At 37.4% G+C, this 15,869-nt stretch carries 17 protein-coding genes; 3 read left to right on the top strand and 14 right to left on the bottom strand.

Annotated elements, in window-relative coordinates; all coding sequences use genetic code 11:
* Window positions 1–116: 116 nt before the first annotated feature.
* The 6 genes from hrcA to gpr all read right to left on the bottom strand — a co-directional run bounded on the left by hrcA (window position 117) and on the right by gpr (window position 6,858).
* Window positions 117–1,148 (bottom strand): heat-inducible transcriptional repressor HrcA, encoded by a 1,032-nt coding sequence (gene hrcA / locus ACTDJC_RS02240; protein WP_253630433.1) that lies wholly within the window; start codon window positions 1,146–1,148, stop codon window positions 117–119.
* A gap of 316 nt (window positions 1,149–1,464) precedes the next feature.
* Window positions 1,465–2,604, bottom strand: coding sequence for a radical SAM family heme chaperone HemW (gene hemW, locus ACTDJC_RS02235; protein ID WP_253630434.1), 1,140 nt, complete (start codon window positions 2,602–2,604; stop codon window positions 1,465–1,467).
* Between the two features lie 51 nt (window positions 2,605–2,655).
* Window positions 2,656–3,030, bottom strand: a complete 375-nt coding sequence (locus ACTDJC_RS02230) for a winged helix-turn-helix transcriptional regulator (protein WP_440602562.1) — start codon at window positions 3,028–3,030, stop codon at window positions 2,656–2,658.
* A 181-nt stretch (window positions 3,031–3,211) separates the two neighbouring features.
* Window positions 3,212–5,035: an elongation factor 4 gene (gene lepA, locus ACTDJC_RS02225; protein ID WP_098307864.1), complete on the bottom strand. Its 1,824-nt coding sequence runs from the start codon at window positions 5,033–5,035 to the stop codon at window positions 3,212–3,214.
* Window positions 5,036–5,391: 356 nt separating this feature from the next.
* The gene (locus ACTDJC_RS02220; protein ID WP_440602561.1) at window positions 5,392–5,733 is read right to left on the bottom strand and encodes a YqxA family protein; all 342 of its coding nucleotides are present in this window, start codon (window positions 5,731–5,733) and stop codon (window positions 5,392–5,394) included.
* A 21-nt stretch (window positions 5,734–5,754) separates the two neighbouring features.
* Window positions 5,755–6,858, bottom strand: a complete 1,104-nt coding sequence (gpr, locus tag ACTDJC_RS02215) for a GPR endopeptidase (RefSeq protein WP_253630436.1) — start codon at window positions 6,856–6,858, stop codon at window positions 5,755–5,757.
* Window positions 6,859–7,040: 182 nt separating this feature from the next.
* On the opposite strand from gpr, the gene rpsT reads away from it, so the two are divergent.
* Entirely contained in the window at window positions 7,041–7,298 is a 258-nt protein-coding gene (rpsT, locus tag ACTDJC_RS02210; RefSeq protein ID WP_020062230.1) for a 30S ribosomal protein S20, read from the top strand.
* Between the two features lie 84 nt (window positions 7,299–7,382).
* Here the strand turns inward: rpsT and holA are convergent, their stop codons facing one another.
* Window positions 7,383–8,396: a DNA polymerase III subunit delta gene (gene holA, locus ACTDJC_RS02205; RefSeq protein ID WP_440602560.1), complete on the bottom strand. Its 1,014-nt coding sequence runs from the start codon at window positions 8,394–8,396 to the stop codon at window positions 7,383–7,385.
* Window positions 8,397–8,818: 422 nt separating this feature from the next.
* Here holA and ACTDJC_RS02200 point away from each other — a divergent pair, with 422 nt between their 5' ends.
* Complete coding sequence (locus ACTDJC_RS02200) at window positions 8,819–8,953, top strand: YqzM family protein (RefSeq protein WP_098307876.1); 135 nt, start codon at window positions 8,819–8,821, stop codon at window positions 8,951–8,953.
* Here the strand turns inward: ACTDJC_RS02200 and ACTDJC_RS02195 are convergent.
* The 3 genes from ACTDJC_RS02195 to ACTDJC_RS02185 all read right to left on the bottom strand — a co-directional run bounded on the left by ACTDJC_RS02195 (window position 8,940) and on the right by ACTDJC_RS02185 (window position 12,537).
* Window positions 8,940–11,300 carry a DNA internalization-related competence protein ComEC/Rec2 gene (locus ACTDJC_RS02195; protein ID WP_440602559.1) on the bottom strand — a complete coding sequence of 787 codons (2,361 nt, stop codon included), beginning with the start codon at window positions 11,298–11,300 and terminating at the stop codon, window positions 8,940–8,942. The two genes, ACTDJC_RS02200 and ACTDJC_RS02195, sit on opposite strands and share 14 nt — an antisense overlap.
* Before the next feature lie 16 nt (window positions 11,301–11,316).
* Window positions 11,317–11,874: a ComE operon protein 2 gene (locus ACTDJC_RS02190; protein WP_440602558.1), complete on the bottom strand. Its 558-nt coding sequence runs from the start codon at window positions 11,872–11,874 to the stop codon at window positions 11,317–11,319.
* A 63-nt stretch (window positions 11,875–11,937) separates the two neighbouring features.
* Complete coding sequence (locus ACTDJC_RS02185; RefSeq protein ID WP_301287721.1) at window positions 11,938–12,537, bottom strand: helix-hairpin-helix domain-containing protein; 600 nt, start codon at window positions 12,535–12,537, stop codon at window positions 11,938–11,940.
* Window positions 12,538–12,616: 79 nt separating this feature from the next.
* On the opposite strand from ACTDJC_RS02185, the gene comER reads away from it, so the two are divergent.
* Entirely contained in the window at window positions 12,617–13,441 is an 825-nt protein-coding gene (gene comER / locus ACTDJC_RS02180) for a late competence protein ComER (protein ID WP_440602557.1), read from the top strand.
* Window positions 13,442–13,547: 106 nt separating this feature from the next.
* Here the strand turns inward: comER and ACTDJC_RS02175 are convergent, their stop codons facing one another.
* Genes ACTDJC_RS02175 through ACTDJC_RS02160 form a run of 4 tightly spaced genes read right to left on the bottom strand, consistent with a single transcriptional unit; the run spans window position 13,548 to window position 15,775 of the window.
* Window positions 13,548–14,297, bottom strand: coding sequence for a class I SAM-dependent DNA methyltransferase (locus ACTDJC_RS02175; RefSeq protein ID WP_098307886.1), 750 nt, complete (start codon window positions 14,295–14,297; stop codon window positions 13,548–13,550).
* Window positions 14,294–14,650 (bottom strand): ribosome silencing factor, encoded by a 357-nt coding sequence (rsfS, locus tag ACTDJC_RS02170; protein ID WP_098307888.1) that lies wholly within the window; start codon window positions 14,648–14,650, stop codon window positions 14,294–14,296. Before rsfS ends, ACTDJC_RS02175 begins: the two co-directional genes overlap by 4 nt.
* Window positions 14,647–15,216 (bottom strand): bis(5'-nucleosyl)-tetraphosphatase (symmetrical) YqeK, encoded by a 570-nt coding sequence (gene yqeK, locus ACTDJC_RS02165; RefSeq protein WP_253630442.1) that lies wholly within the window; start codon window positions 15,214–15,216, stop codon window positions 14,647–14,649. Before yqeK ends, rsfS begins: the two co-directional genes overlap by 4 nt.
* The gene (locus tag ACTDJC_RS02160) at window positions 15,206–15,775 is read right to left on the bottom strand and encodes a nicotinate-nucleotide adenylyltransferase (protein ID WP_098307892.1); all 570 of its coding nucleotides are present in this window, start codon (window positions 15,773–15,775) and stop codon (window positions 15,206–15,208) included. The genes yqeK and ACTDJC_RS02160 overlap by 11 nt, the downstream gene beginning before the upstream one ends.
* Window positions 15,776–15,869 lie beyond the last annotated feature (94 nt).

Below are 15,869 nucleotides of genomic sequence, written 5' to 3'. Positions count from 1 at the left end.
CACCTCCTTAAAAAAGCAGGGCCAATACAACTCAGCACTAACCCAAATATCTAATTTCTTGTATCCAACTGGTCATCAGCAGCGGGGATACCCCCGCCACAAATAAAAGTTTCTTATTATTTCGGTTTATATAAACCGTGCAGTCCATCTGTAAATTGTTTTGTAAACAATTGCAACAAACTAATGACACGAGAGTATTGCATCCTCGTCGGACCTAAAATCGCAATTGTTCCAAGCTGCTCATCCCCAATCGAGTATGTCGCAGAAATTAAGCTACAATTTTCCATGGCAGCAGAAGAATTTTCACGTCCAATTTTCACTTGAATACCAATTTGTTTGCTCTGCAAGATGTTATAAAACGCATCTTCATTTTCAATCATAGTGAATAATGATCGGACCTTCTGAATGTCATGGAATTCTGGCTGAGCAAGCATATTTGCTTTTCCACCAAAATATATTTTTTCAGATAACGGAAATTGGAATGTACCGTCTAACATTTTCATGACACTATCATAATTATGAACGTACTGGCGCAAAACCATTACAATTTCTTTAAAGATTTTATTATGCAGTTCCGACATCGGTACACCTGATAATTTGTCATTTAAAATGTTAACCATCTTTTCTAAATCTAATAAATCAATAGATTCCGGAACAGTGATGGTCCTACTTTGTACATGTCCTGTATCAGTTACAATAATCGCGACCGCTGTTTGATGATCAAGCGGAAGAATTTGTACATTTTTCAGCTTATTCGCACTCATTTTTGGCCCAAGAACAATTGCCGTATAATTCGTGAGTTCTGATAAAATTTGCGCAGATTGCTGTGCAAGCTTTTCCGCTTCAAAAACTCTTTCAGCAAACAAGTCTTTGATTTGTACAATATCTTCACTTGGCAAATGCTGCGGCGGAAGAAGATGGTCTACATAAAAGCGATATCCTTTTTCAGAAGGAACGCGCCCAGAAGAACTATGTGTTTTTTCAATAAACCCGAGTTCCTCTAAATCAGCCATTTCATTTCGAATTGTCGCTGAACTAAATGTAATTTCTTCTTTCTTAGACAATGTTCTTGATCCGACAGGTTGTGCAGACCCGATAAAGTCGTCAATTATTGTTTGTAAAATTAAGAGCTGACGTTCCGTAAGCATTTCATCATCACCTCTGTTAGCACTCTTATGTTTCGAGTGCTAAATCTATTACTAACTTACCAAAATTGATATTGAATTGTCAACGGAAACGTGATGAGATACAGTGAAACTTTTAGCAGCACGATTTTTGCTGCTAATTAGTTGAACCAATCGGGCTCTTACGGACGGTTAAACTTCTTGATTCACTTCTCTGTACCGTCCGTTTGAGCGGGATACAGTGAAACTTTTAGCCGCATTCTTTTCCGCTGCTAATCAAGTTCTTACAGATGGTTTAGCTTTTCGCTCTACTAAGTGTAGAATCCAATTTAAAGTTAGATTAATCCACTAAGAATGATTGAAATACTTCATTTCCTAATAGCTTTCCTTTTCTTGTTAAACAAATATGAGTATTCGTCTCTTGAAGCAGTTCATGTTCTTTATTATGAAGTAATTGCTTTGCAAAGATTTCGTTCATCTCTACGCCAAATTTTCTTCTAAATTCCAGTTTAGAAACACCCGCTGTTTTTCGCAGCCCTAAAAATAACTCTTCTTCCATTTTTTCTTGTCCCGTTACTCCATGAACATCTAAATATGGCAAACCTGTCTCATCAATTTTCATGAAATATTGTTTTAATGGACCCACATTTTGAATTCGCTCGCCATTTACATAACTATGAGCTCCAGCTCCAAAACCATAATACTCTTCATTATTCCAGTATGTGAGGTTATGTCTACTTTCATAGCCTTCTTTCGAAAAATTACTAATTTCATACTGTTTATAACCATGCTTTTCCATCTCATCCATCACAATTTCATACATTCTTGCTTCATGATCTTCTCCTGGAAGTCTCAGTTTTCCTTTATTCATTAAATTATAAAAGACCGTTTTCGGCTCGACAATTAAAGAATACGCAGAGAAATGTTGAACCCCAAGTGTAAAAGCAATATCTAACGTTTCTCTTACATCTTCTATTGTTTGCGTCGGCAGTGCATAAATTAAATCAACATTAATATTTGTAAAACCAACTTCCTGCGCCTCACGAATTGCTACGAATGCATCTTCTCTCGTATGTCTGCGCCCAATTTTTTGCAATAATTCGTCTCGAAATGTTTGAACACCAAAACTAATCCGGTTTACACCACCTTCTAGTAGAAGATTCAATTTCTCTTTTGGCAAGTCTCCCGGATTGGCTTCAAAAGTTAGTTCACAATCGGGCGCAAACGGACGTAAACGACGATTAATGATATTTAATAATTGCTCTGTCTGTTCCATATTTAGCGCTGTTGGTGTTCCTCCACCAACAAAAATCGTTTTCATTTCTTTAAAAGGCGTTTTGGTGGTTGTATTCACAATTTCTTTCTCTAAATATTGCAAGTATTGCTCAACTGGCTGACGCTCAATAAATACTTTATTAAAATCACAATAGTGACAAATATGCTGACAAAACGGAATATGAATATATGCAGCTTGTATCAAACTATGTTCCTACCTTTCTAAAAAGAAAACCCCCGCATTTCGGAGGTTTATTTACTTCTGTAACCCTATGCGAATTTGTTCCATTCGCATTTTTCCCCAATCATACATCATTTCAACGATTGGTAAAAGTGTCATGCCGAGCTCCGTCATAAAATATTCTACACGCGGAGGTACTTCTGGGTATACAGTCCGATTAATAATTCCATCTTCGGTCAATTCTTTTAATTGATTGGACAAAACTTTATGAGAAATATTAGGAAATAAACGCTGAAGTTCACTGAAACGATGCGGACCTTCCACACCTAAATGCCATAAAATCACAACTTTCCACTTTCCACTAATGATAGAAAGCGTTAGTTCCTTTTCACAATTAAAATCACGGTTTTGTATTTTTTCTTGAATTTCTTTTCGAATGTTCTCAGACACGACAATCTCCTAACTTTTAATTCATAGCTATGATTACTGTTTGGTTACTCTTCGCTAAAAAGCATTACCACTATTGTAAAGGAGAGCTACACAGATGTCTAAATATTAACCAAAGCTTTAAAAGATATTATCTCTGCTCCCCTAAACAAAAAGAAGCCGTACAAACGGCTTCTTTTTGTTATTAATTATCATCCATTTTCAATACAGCCATAAATGCTTCTTGCGGTACTTCTACGGAACCAACGGACTTCATACGCTTCTTACCTTCTTTTTGTTTCTCAAGAAGTTTACGTTTACGAGAAATGTCACCGCCGTAACATTTTGCTAATACGTTTTTACGCATCGCTTTAATTGTAGAACGCGCCACAACTTTATTTCCAATTGTCGCTTGTATAGGTACTTCAAACTGCTGTCTTGGAATTAACTCTTTTAACTTTTCTACAATTACTTTTCCACGGTCATACGCTGAGTCACGATGCACAATGAAAGATAGCGCATCGACTTGCTCACCATTCAATAAAATATCCATCTTCACAAGCTTAGACGGTTTATAACCAATTAGCTCGTAATCAAAGGATGCATATCCTTTCGTATTCGACTTTAATTGATCGAAGAAATCATATACGATTTCAGAAAGTGGAATTTCATACGTCAAAGTAACGCGCGTTTCATCTAAATATTGCATATCAATAAACGTACCACGTTTTCTTTGGCAAATTTCCATAACTGCTCCAACATAATCGTTTGGAACCATAATAGATGCTTTTACATACGGTTCTTCCACACGATCAATAGATTGCGGATCTGGCATGTTAGATGGGTTATCAACTATCATGTCTTCACCGTTTGTTAAATATACTTTATAAATAACACTTGGTGCTGTTGTAATTAAATCAATTTTAAATTCACGTTCAATACGTTCTTGAATGATTTCCATATGAAGTAAGCCTAAGAATCCACAGCGGAAACCAAATCCAAGTGCTTGAGACGTTTCTGGTTCAAATTCAAGAGCAGAGTCATTTAATTCTAGCTTTTCTAATGCATCACGTAAATCATTATAACGTGCAGAATCAATTGGATATAAACCACAGAATACCATTGGGTTTAATTTACGATACCCTGGTAAAGGTTCTGTCGCTTGACGTTTTGCATGTGTAATCGTATCACCTACACGCGTATCACCAACATTTTTAATTGATGCGGCTAAGAAGCCTACATCACCTACTGTTAATTCTTCACGCTGCGTTGTTTTCGGTGTGAACACACCTACTTCTGTTACTTCAAACTCTTTACCTGTTGCCATCATACGTACTTTATCGCCAACTTTTACTGTACCGTTTACAACACGGATATAAGCAATTACACCGCGGTACGGATCATATAAAGAGTCGAAAATCATACATTGTAACGGTTCTTCCGAATCACCTGCTGGAGCTGGTACTTTTTCAACGATTTGTTCTAAAATCTCTTCAATACCAATCCCCGCTTTTGCAGAAGCAAGCACAGCTTCTGATGCATCTAAGCCAATTACATCCTCTACCTCTTGACGAACGCGCTCTGGATCAGCGCTCGGCAAGTCAATTTTATTAATAACCGGCAAAATTTCTAAATTATTATCTAATGCTAAATATACGTTTGCTAATGTTTGCGCCTCAATCCCTTGCGCTGCGTCAACAACAAGTATCGCACCTTCACATGCCGCTAAACTACGAGATACTTCATACGTAAAATCGACATGCCCTGGTGTATCAATTAAGTGGAGAATATATTCTTCTCCATCTTTCGCTTTATACGTTAATTGTACTGCATTTAATTTAATTGTAATTCCACGCTCACGCTCTAAATCCATAGAGTCAAGTAACTGTGCTTTCATTTCGCGTTGTGTTAACGCATTTGTTTTCTCTAAAATGCGGTCTGCCAACGTTGACTTTCCGTGGTCAATGTGAGCAATAATGGAAAAGTTACGAATTTTAGACTGCCTTTTTGCTCTTTCTTCTTTATTCATCTATTTTCTCACTCCTACTAATCTCGCCAATATACACTAGCACTGATTATATCAATACAAGGGCAAAGATTCAATGAAAACTGGTGCAGCGTTATAAGCAAGTGCTCTTACTTTTATCATATGCAATCCGTAAACAATAGACAAACCTTTTCTTTCATGAAGAAAAGCTACCCTACTCTTAAGTAAGATAGCCGCTCTTTACACTTCAAATGAAAAGAAACTTCCACCAGTGGGGGTTTCTCTTTATCCCCCACTGGTGGTTAGCTAATCGAGCTCTTACGGACGTTCCCTCCACCTATCTTCTTTGTTTTCTCAGAATTTTAAAGTGGGAGTCTTACTGTCCAAAAGTAGCAGGATTAATGAAATGCACCTTTCATTTTGTCAACAATGGTATATGTTATACTGCGAACTACATTTTGCACCAATAAAGTCAATCCTTTTCCCATGCTCTCTAGCATATTAAAACTTTTTAATTTTTCTAGTTGTTTTTGTTTTTCCTCAACGGAAAATGTCTTTCCAAGAATTGTCCTTTCTACATCCTCGTGGTCTGCTCCTGTTATGTGGGCAATTTGCTCATATGTTGGATTGTTATAGCCTTTCATCCGTTTTAACCCGCTATTGGCAACTTGCATACCCGCTAACGTTATAAGAAATAGACCAATAACGAGAAGGATACATTTACGTGTAAATTGCTCCAATTCTTATTTCTCCTTTTACAATCAATGCGTATATGCCCCTGTATTATCTTGATCAACTTGGTGATGAAGCGCTGCGTTCAAACCACTCGCAATGAGATTAGCCATATCTTCAATAAACGCATCCACTTCTTTTGGTGTTACCATTAAATTATGTCCGAGCGGCGCTAACACTTCATAAATTAACTTTCGCTTCTCTTCTTCCTCAAGCGTACCAACAGCTCCCAAAAACATATTACGGCTTTTTTCATCCGGCATATCTTCTTCTGTAAGCTTTTTCTTCTCACCAAAGGTAAATCCAGCCGGAAGTAAAGAACGGGCCGGTTTTCCACCCTCTCGCATCTCACGCCCAAAATGTTTTAAAATGAAATCAATTGTATCACTTGTAATTGAAACCGCATCAACAACAGTTGGGACACCAATTGCAATAACTGGTATACCTAGCGTCTCTTTACTTAACTCTTTTCGTTTATTCCCAACACCAGAACCAGGATGAATACCCGTATCCGAAATTTGAATGGTACTATTCACTCGTTCAATAGACCGAGCAGCAAGCGCATCAATTGCAATCACAAAGTCTGGTTTCGTTTTTTCAATGACTCCATAAATCATATCGCTCGTTTCAATACCTGTAATGCCCATAACTCCCGGTCTAATCGCACTGACAGGACGAAAACCTTCCTCGATACTTTCCGGCTGCAACTTAAATAAATGGCGTGTGACAAGTACATTTTCTACAACAATTGGCCCTAATGCATCCGGTGTTACATTCCAGTTACCAAGACCAACAATTAAGCAGCTCGCTTCCTTTTCAATTCCAATTTCCTCCATAAAGTACGAAAACTCTTTTGCAAAAATCCCCTCTACCCTTTGTTGTAACTCTGTATCTTGCTGACGAATCCCTTGTACTTCTAAGGTTAAATAATTCCCTGGTTTCTTTCCCATCGCCTCAACAGCACTTTCATCAATCGTCACCTTTGTAATCGTAATACCATCTTCTTCGCGCTCTTTTACAATTACACCTTGAATAGCAGTTTTTTCTTCTTGCTGCTCTTGCAGCATTTGATGGGCTTCTAATGCAAGATCTGTTCTTATCGCATATTTACTTAAATCAAGCGGTTCACGCATACAATCTCCTCCACTACTTATAATAAATATTCATTAGAATTCCCCAAATCATTTTTAGTCATTCTTTTCCTATATTGAAATTTCATCGATCTCACTATTGCAATTCTCTTCTCCGTTTGATAGAATATCACTTGTTCTATGTAAGTATCGAGTCACTCGATCGCACCAGGGAGGTGAAATATATGGCAAACATTAAATCTGCTATCAAACGTGCTAAACTTAGCGAAGAGCGTCGTGCACATAACGCTTCTATCAAATCTGACATGCGTACAGCTGTTAAAACTGTAGAAGCTTTAGTTAACAATAACGATCTTGAAACAGCAAAAGAAGCATACAAAGTAGCTTCTAAAAAACTTGACAAAGCAGCTCGTAAAGGTCTTATCCACCAAAACGTTGCATCTCGTCAAAAATCTCGCTTAGCGAAACAAGTAAACGCGTAAGCGTTTAAAAAAACGATCCGTCTGGGTCGTTTTTTATTTTCCTAAAAAAATGTTCATGTAGTTATTTACATGAACATTTTTCCACTATCCAATATGATTTAAACGCATTAGAAAAAATTCTAGTACAAGGCGTTTATCCATTCTTCCTGTTTTCATATTATAATCTGCTTCAGCAAGTTCGTGAATCACTCGCTTTAACGCTTCAAATGAAAAGAAATTCGTTTGATTCATAGCCAATTTCACGCGATACGGGTGCACACCAATATGCGATGCAATTTGATTTTGCCCATAACCACGCTGCTGAAGTTCTTTCACTTGATATAATAAACGAAACTGACCTACAAGAAGCGCAAGTAGTTTAATCGGCTCTTCTTGCTGTGTAAATAATCCTTCTAAAATACGCATGGCACCTGCAATATCTTTTTTTATCACCTTTTCTGTTAAGGCGAACACATTTTGTTCAACAGACTTTGGAACAAGCTCTGCTACAAGACCTGTAGTAATTTCCCCGCCTATCCCGACATATAATGTAAGCTTATTCATTTCTTGCGCAAGCATCGTTACATTGCTTCCAACAAGCTCCAATAGTAAACTAGCTGCCCCTTCCTCTAAATGAATATGCATTTCTTCCGCACGGCTTACAATCCATTTACGTACATCTTGTACTTGCATTGCATTTGCCTCTACTACATCCGCTGTTTTTTTCAAGAGCTTTGTAATTTTTTTACGCTCGTCCAATTTTTCAAAAGGAGCGATAAATACAAGAATAGAAAATGGTGAAGGTTCAACAATGTATTCCTCTAAAACTTTTACGTTTTGCTCAATTTTTGCTTTTTGCGATGTTAAAAATAACGGTGATTTCACAACGATAATTTTACGATCTCCAAAAAAAGGAAGTGTCTTTGCATCTTCAACTACTTCTTCTATATATGCTTCTTCTAAGTCATACGTAACAACGTTGAACTCACGGTCTTCTTCAGGTAAGGCTTCTGATGTCAAAAGCTGAAGCGTTTCATTTATAAAATATGCCTCTGTTCCATATAACAAATATAATGCGGCAAATTGCTTTTTCTTTATTTTTTTATGTACATCACTCATGTAATTTCCTACTCCCTAACACTTTATATACTTATAGTAATGTGACAGCTACCGTTTTACAAGTGCAAAGGAACAGGCAGCTACCCGTTCCTTGATCTATATAAAACGTTACAAAATAAGCCCCGGGAATCTTATTTTGTAACGGTGATCACCTTGATTTTATTGTTTGCACCTGCCTTACCAACTATGAATGACAACTGTTAGCACACTTGGAAAAGCATTGATAAAGTGAAACTTCCATCAGTGGAGGCTGTTTTCCATTGTTGGTTAGTTAAACCAATCGGACTTTTACGGACAGGTATTCCCAGCTCTCTCAGAATCTTGAGTTGAGAATTTTTACTGCCCACGAATAACAGGATAAATTGTAGATTTTTTTCTGACAATATTTTATACTAAAATGGAATGTTGGGAGGGATTCAAAGATGAATGAATTTGAAAAAAACGTTCAAAGTAAGCGTAACGACGCTACTGATTCAGGGGTAGGCTTTATAGTTTCATTCGGATTTTTTACCACATTATTTATCATCGCAACAGTCATTAAATTTATCGGTTCTTAAAGACTGCATGTGGCAGTCTTCTTTTTTTCTGTGTTTCATCATATGTTAACTTACTGCGAAACGTTCCCGTCTCCCCTTGAAAAACATAAGAAATTGCCCCTTGTTCATCCGTTCTCCACACTTCAATTCCGCGCTCCCTTAAACGCTCTAACACTTCGATATGCGGATGTCCATAACGATTGTTTTCTCCAACAGAAATAACGGCTGTTTTCGGCTGCACTATATCCAAAAACTGTTGTGAAGATGACGTTTTACTACCGTGATGTCCAACTTTTAAAACGTCTGCATGCAGCTCTGGATACCATTGTATAAGACGCTTCTCACCTATTTCTTCTAAATCACCTGTAAATAACCATGTTAGTCCTCCTATTTTTGTCCAAATCACAATAGATTGATCATTATCTTCTTTTTCTTCTCCTTCTGGGGATAATACCGAGAACACCGCATCTCCAGCCTTCCAGCTGTCTCCTCTTTCTACAATTCGAATAGGTATGTTCTTTTGCACAGCAAGCTGCTTTATTTGTTGTTCAGGTAAAGAGAATTTTATTTTCTTCCCTAGCACAACCTCTTTCACAGCAATGGATTGCATTACTTCTTTGGCTGCTCCCATGTGATCCATATCTCCATGTGTCACAATTAATTTATCAATCATTCGCACACCCTCTTTTTGTAAAAATGGAATGAGAATATCATGTCCAACAGAAAATTCATGTTTTTTCTGTTGCCATTCTTCTTTCTTTACTGGAAGTGTCCCACCCGTATCAATTAAATACGTTCCTTGATTGTATGGGAGACGAATCAAAATCGCATCCCCTTGCCCAACGTCAATATAAGTAATACTTCCGTTTGCATTCACATATGGAAATGCATAATGACATATACTAAGCAGAAAAAAGCTCGATAGAAACAACATGCGATATTTTCTCCAAATAAGTCCCTCCCATGATAAAAGGACACTTACAATACTCATGCAATATAACATAACGATAAATGGCGGTGTTTGTCCAAAGGTAAGACGTACAAACGGTAAAGCTTCGCACATTTGAAGCATCACATTCGAAACGTGTATACATAGAGACAATATGTGAGCTAACCACTGCGACACAATTGGGAGAAATACTATACATATAAGAAGCACAATGCACATAGGTAAAACAAATAAAGATAAAAACGGGACATAGATCATATTAAGAAGAATACTGTAAGGAGAAAAATACCCAAAGTGATAAAGCAAAATAGGCGTACTTGTTAACTGGGAAATAACCGAAAGATACATAGAATTTTTTACTATACCATTTTCACTAGCTAGAAGCCGTGACGAAGATAATAAAAGGGAAAAACTTCCTACGAACGAAAACTGAAATCCAATGTCAAATAGTACATACGGATTATAAAAAAGCATAATCATCAATGTCATACTTAAAGCATCTATCCCCGAGACTCGGATTGCTTGCGTGAGTGCTCCTAGCACAATAACAGCAGCTATAGATGCTCGTACAACAGATGGTGAGGTCCCTGCACAAAACATATACAGCGGAATACAAACGAGTAGGAGCATCGTCGTACTTTCACGTGTCATACCAATTCGAAGTGATACAAAATAACACATTGCAGTTAACAGAACAATATGCGATCCTGATATCGCCAATAAATGAACAAGTCCAAACTGTTGATACTGTTCCTCTACCTCAAACGTCATATATTGACGATCACCAAACAATAAAGCATTCATAAAGGCTCCTGACTGCCCAGAAAACGTTTCCCCTATATAAGAAATAGCTGATTGCCTCACTGAATATAACCAATGAATAAAGGAAATATCTTTTTGCACACAATTCGAGATTGATTCAACCTCAAAAAGAGCATGAATATGCTGTTTATATAAATAATCCTTATAATCAAACGCATAAAAATTCCGAGGGGGTGGTGGCTCTTTCAAAGTGCCGGTAAACGCACACACCATACCAGGATGTAATTGCTTTAATTCTTCTTTTAATTTGCGAGATGGAATTTTGTAAACCAACTGCACTGTTTCATTACTTTCCATTCCTAACTGAAAAGAAAGACGATTTCCGTTTATAAGTGGTGTACTTTGAATTGTACCTGTTACGTTTGTTTCACGAAAAGAGAGCATAGAATGATTTTGTGTGTCTACGTAGATTGCGTATACATATGTAAGACCAAATACGAGGACAATCAAGGAGAGTATTGGAAGAGAAGTACGAGAAAAACAAATTAAACAATAGCAACCGAATATAAGAAAAGGAACGATAGAAAAAGAGGAATAAGCTGTTGCAATCCCAAAGATAACTGAGATTGCAACGTAGCTCCATTGCCCACGGAACACGTACTCACCTCACGGTTTATACCATATTTTTTGCCTGCAGTAATACTTGTTGCAACTGTTCCAACGTCATTTCGTCCGTTTCTAACGAAGACAAAAGCTGTTTTAGCTCCTGCATTTTCTGTTGTTCTTCCAATGTTGTTACGTCAAATGCAAGAGGAACATGTTTTACTCTTACGTTGGCTTGCTCAAATAACTCAAGTGCATACGGATGGTTTTTATAATCTCGCGCATAATACACCGCTGTAATACCACTTTGAATAATTGCTTTACAGCATTGTAAACACGGAAAATGCGTAACATAAATTTCCGCTCCATCTGTTTTCGCACCAAATTTCGCACATTGCAGTATTGCATTCATTTCCGCATGAATTGTGCGCACACAATGATTATCGATCACATAGCACCCTTCATCTATACAATGCACACCGCCAGCAATCGATCCGTTATAACCACCAGCAATAATGCGTTTATCCCGCACAATTGTCGCTCCAACCGCAAGCCTTGTACACGTGCTGCGCAGTGATAACAAATGACTTTGTGTCATAAAATATTGATCCCAAGAAACTCGTTCCATTATCTTCACCTACTTTTTAATCTTCTTACAGTTTAGCGAAATAAGAAAAAAGTCGTCAATCATTTAAGGAACAATTATTTCATCTTTTATTTTTTCCAGCGATTTTTCACCAATCCCATCAACCTCCAATAAATCTTCTACTTTTTGAAACGGACCGTGCTGCTCGCGATATTTCATAATACTTTCTGCTTTTCTAGGACCAATGCCAGATATTTTTTCAAGTTGCTCCTTTGTCGCTGTATTAATTTGTATTTTCCCTTCCTGCAAGGAAAATTCATTCACAGTAGCAGTTTGTTCTCCTTTTTTTGGCACATAAATCATCATTTGATCTTGCACAAGCTGCGCTAAATTTACCTTTGTTACATCTGCTTCTGGCAAAAATCCGCCTGCCTTTTCAACACTATCTTTCACCCGATCTCCAATTTGTAATTCATACACCCCTTCACGATGCACAGCTCCTTTAACATCAACTATAATCGGTTTCGATTGCAGTTTAGAGTCTGTTACCTTTGTTTTCTCCTTCCTCTCTTCTATCTTAGAATTCGCTTCCACTTTCACTGCCGGTTGTTCTTGCCAACCTTTTGTTTGCCATACAAATAAAATACCCACAATACCAATTGCTGCAAACAAAACGAGCCACTTTCTTTGCAAATTCATCATCATTTTGCACCTCTAATTCATAAATTCAAAATAAACTTCATATTGTTTAGGAGAAAGATGTTACGAAGGAGGGGATGAAACATTGAACATAGGAATAATAGGAACAGGGAATATGGGGAATATACTCATTGATGCATGTATCGAAGCCCGGGCTGTCAAACCTTCGTGTCTTACTATCATTAATCGTACTTTCGCAAAAGCATATCATATAAAAGAGAAGTATCCTTCTATTCATATAGCAAAAACAATTCAAGAAGTAATTGAACGCTCTGAGCTGATTTTTATTTGTGTAAAACCATTCGATATATATCCTATTTTGACAAAGCATGCTTCTATTCTTACAAATGACAAATGTCTAGTTTCCATTACAAGCCCTATATCTACCGTACAATTAGAAACGATCGTATCCTGCCATGTTGCTCGTATTATCCCGAGTATTACAAATCGCGCATTAGCTGGTGTCTCCTTATGCACATTCGGAAAAAAATGCGCACAAGAATGGCAAACACTGTTATTGGAATTGTTTCAAAAAATCTCTAAGCCTATTATCATTGAAGAGAATATCACAAGAGTGGCATCTGATATCGTAAGCTGCGGTCCGGCATTTTTCAGCTATTTATTACAACGCTTTATCGACGCCTCTGTAGATGAAACAAATATTACACGTGAAGAAGCTACTATTTTAACGAGCGAAATGATTATTGGGATGGGAAAACTGTTAGAAAAACAAATTTTCACCTTGCCGACTTTGCAGGAGAAAGTGTGCGTAAAAGGCGGTATAACAGGAGAAGGGATTCGCGTTTTAGAAGAACATATTGGAGATATGTTTAACAAGGTGTTAAAACGAACACATGAGAAGTATGAGGAGGATGTTGAGCACGTGGAACAGCAATTTAATAAGCATTAATATATCTCTTACGACAAAAACTACTATATTCCTTCATAAATGCTTTATTTTTTTGCGGTCTACCTTTATAAGTAAAAAAGCAACCATTCATACGGTTGCTTTTTTACTATGAATTCTTTTTAGCGACAAAGAAAATACGCTCTGTTTGTTCTGTTACTTCAGTTCTTTCGAAGTCTCCCGTTACGCGAAGAACAGTAAAACCAGCTTCTTCAAGCCATTTTGTCAATTCTTCAACAGGATATGTACGCTGCATATGCAACTCATCAAATCGATGATACACATCCTCCTCTTCATCTCGTACAAAAAATGTTAAATCATGCTCAACGCTGTTTGTTTCTTCACCAGGGAAGCAGTTCCAAATGAGAGAAATTTCTTCTTCATTAACTGTATACGTTTCATTTTGAAATACGTGATGAATTTTATAAAGAGAGTGAACATCAAATAAAAATAAACCATCTTGATGCAAATGATGATAGACACGTCGAAACGTTTCTTGAACGCCTTCCCCTTGCAATACATAATTTAACGAATCACAAAAAATCGTCACGCAGTCAAACTCACCTGGAACATCCAACTCGCGCATATCCTGTTGATAAAAAGGAATAAAGTGACCTTCTTCACATAGCTTTTGCTGAGCGATTGTTAACATTTCTTCTGATAGGTCTACTCCCGTTACATCATATCCTTTTTTCACAAGGGGCAATGTGACATTCCCCGTTCCGCAAGCTACATCAAGAATTTTCGCATCTGTTTTACCAATTTGTTCTAAGCTTTGTTCCGTAAATTCCATCCATTTTTCATACGGGACATCATTCATTAGCTCATCATACAATAATGCAAATTGTTCGTATCTCATTGACCTAACTCTTCTGCGATATCTTCGCGCGGTACATCGCCCCAAAGACGTTCTAAGTTATAGTAATCACGCTCATCTTTATGGAATACGTGTACAACAACATCCCCAAGGTCAACTAACACCCAACGCGCTTCTTCAAAACCTTCCATGCGCTTTACATCAATGTGTACTTCATGTGCTTGTCCTTTAATTTCACGAGCGATTGCTTGTACTTGTTTATCAGAGTTACCATGGCAAATCACAAAATAATCCGCAAGCGGGGAAATCCCTTGCATATTTAAAACAACAATATCTTCTGCTCTTTTATCGTCAGCTGCTCGTGCTGCCAATACTAACAATTCTCTATCTTTCATTTCGTAAAGTCCTCCTTAATGACTGCATTATACGTTTGAAATGTTAATGGATAAATCGTTTGGTTCTTTTCCATTAAAAATTGTATTGTATGCTTTAAAGCATATAATAACGCTTGATTAATATCTTCTCGCGCCAGCTTCCGTGCTTCTTTAACGCCTGGAAACTTACGGCCGGGTTCAATATAATCCGCCACGTAAATCACTTTATCAAGCATTGTCATTTGTTCATGCCCACTCGTATGATACGTAATAGCTTGTAATATGTCAGCATCTGTAATACCGACTTCTTTTTCTACTAAATATGCCCCAACTGGTGCATGCCATAATTCTTTATTATAATGCAACAAGTCTTTTGGTAAATTTTCTCGTTTAATAATTTCTTCCATCTCCGAAATCGGTCTACACTTTGCATAATCATGAAAAATCGCTGCCATCTCGGCCTTTTTCTCGTCAACACCATATTGCTTTGCGAGTTCAATGGCCGTTTCCATAACACCAATTGTATGGATATAACGCTTTTCATGCATTTGTTGTTTCACAATTTCAAGTGCTCGCTTACGATCCATATAACCCATTCCTCTCAATGTATTCCTGTACCTCTTTTGGAAGCAAGTATTTGCATGTCTTCTTCTTTGTAAAACGTTCACGTAAAAGTGATGAAGAAACAGCGAATTCTGGAATCTCCACCTTTACAATTTTATAAGGAGTAGAAAGTGTATAACCAGGACGAGCAACGCCGACAAACGTAACGAGCTTCAATAATTCATCGATGTTATACCACTTTGGTAAGTATTCAACCATATCCCCGCCAATAATAAAATGGAATTGTACGTCTGGATGCTCCTTTGTCAATTGTAACATAGTGTCATACGTGTAAGATGGGCCTTCTCGTTCAAGCTCTGCTAAACAAACAGAGAAGTGCATTTCTTGTTCGATTGCTAAATGGATCATTTCTAAACGATTACGTACACTTGTAACTTCCCTATCTCGTTTATGAGGGGGGATTTGATTCGGTAGAAACCAGACCTCATCAAGTTGCAATGCATCATACACTTCATTTGCAATTAACAAATGTCCATTATGAGGCGGGTCAAATGTCCCGCCAATAATCCCGATTCTCTTCAAAGAAAACGCCCCTTTACCTTGTTCTTACAGGCAATAGATCTCGCCCAAAACTTCTAATGCGTTAAAGAAGCAAGATACCTATAAAAACCCGATT

The organism is Bacillus sp. GB_SG_008 (assembly GCF_052038115.1).
In the GTDB taxonomy this organism is placed as follows: domain Bacteria; phylum Bacillota; class Bacilli; order Bacillales; family Bacillaceae_G; genus Bacillus_A; species Bacillus_A rhizoplanae.
The sequence above is the reverse complement of the archived record's forward strand: the minus strand, read 5'-3'. Positions and strand labels throughout refer to the sequence as shown.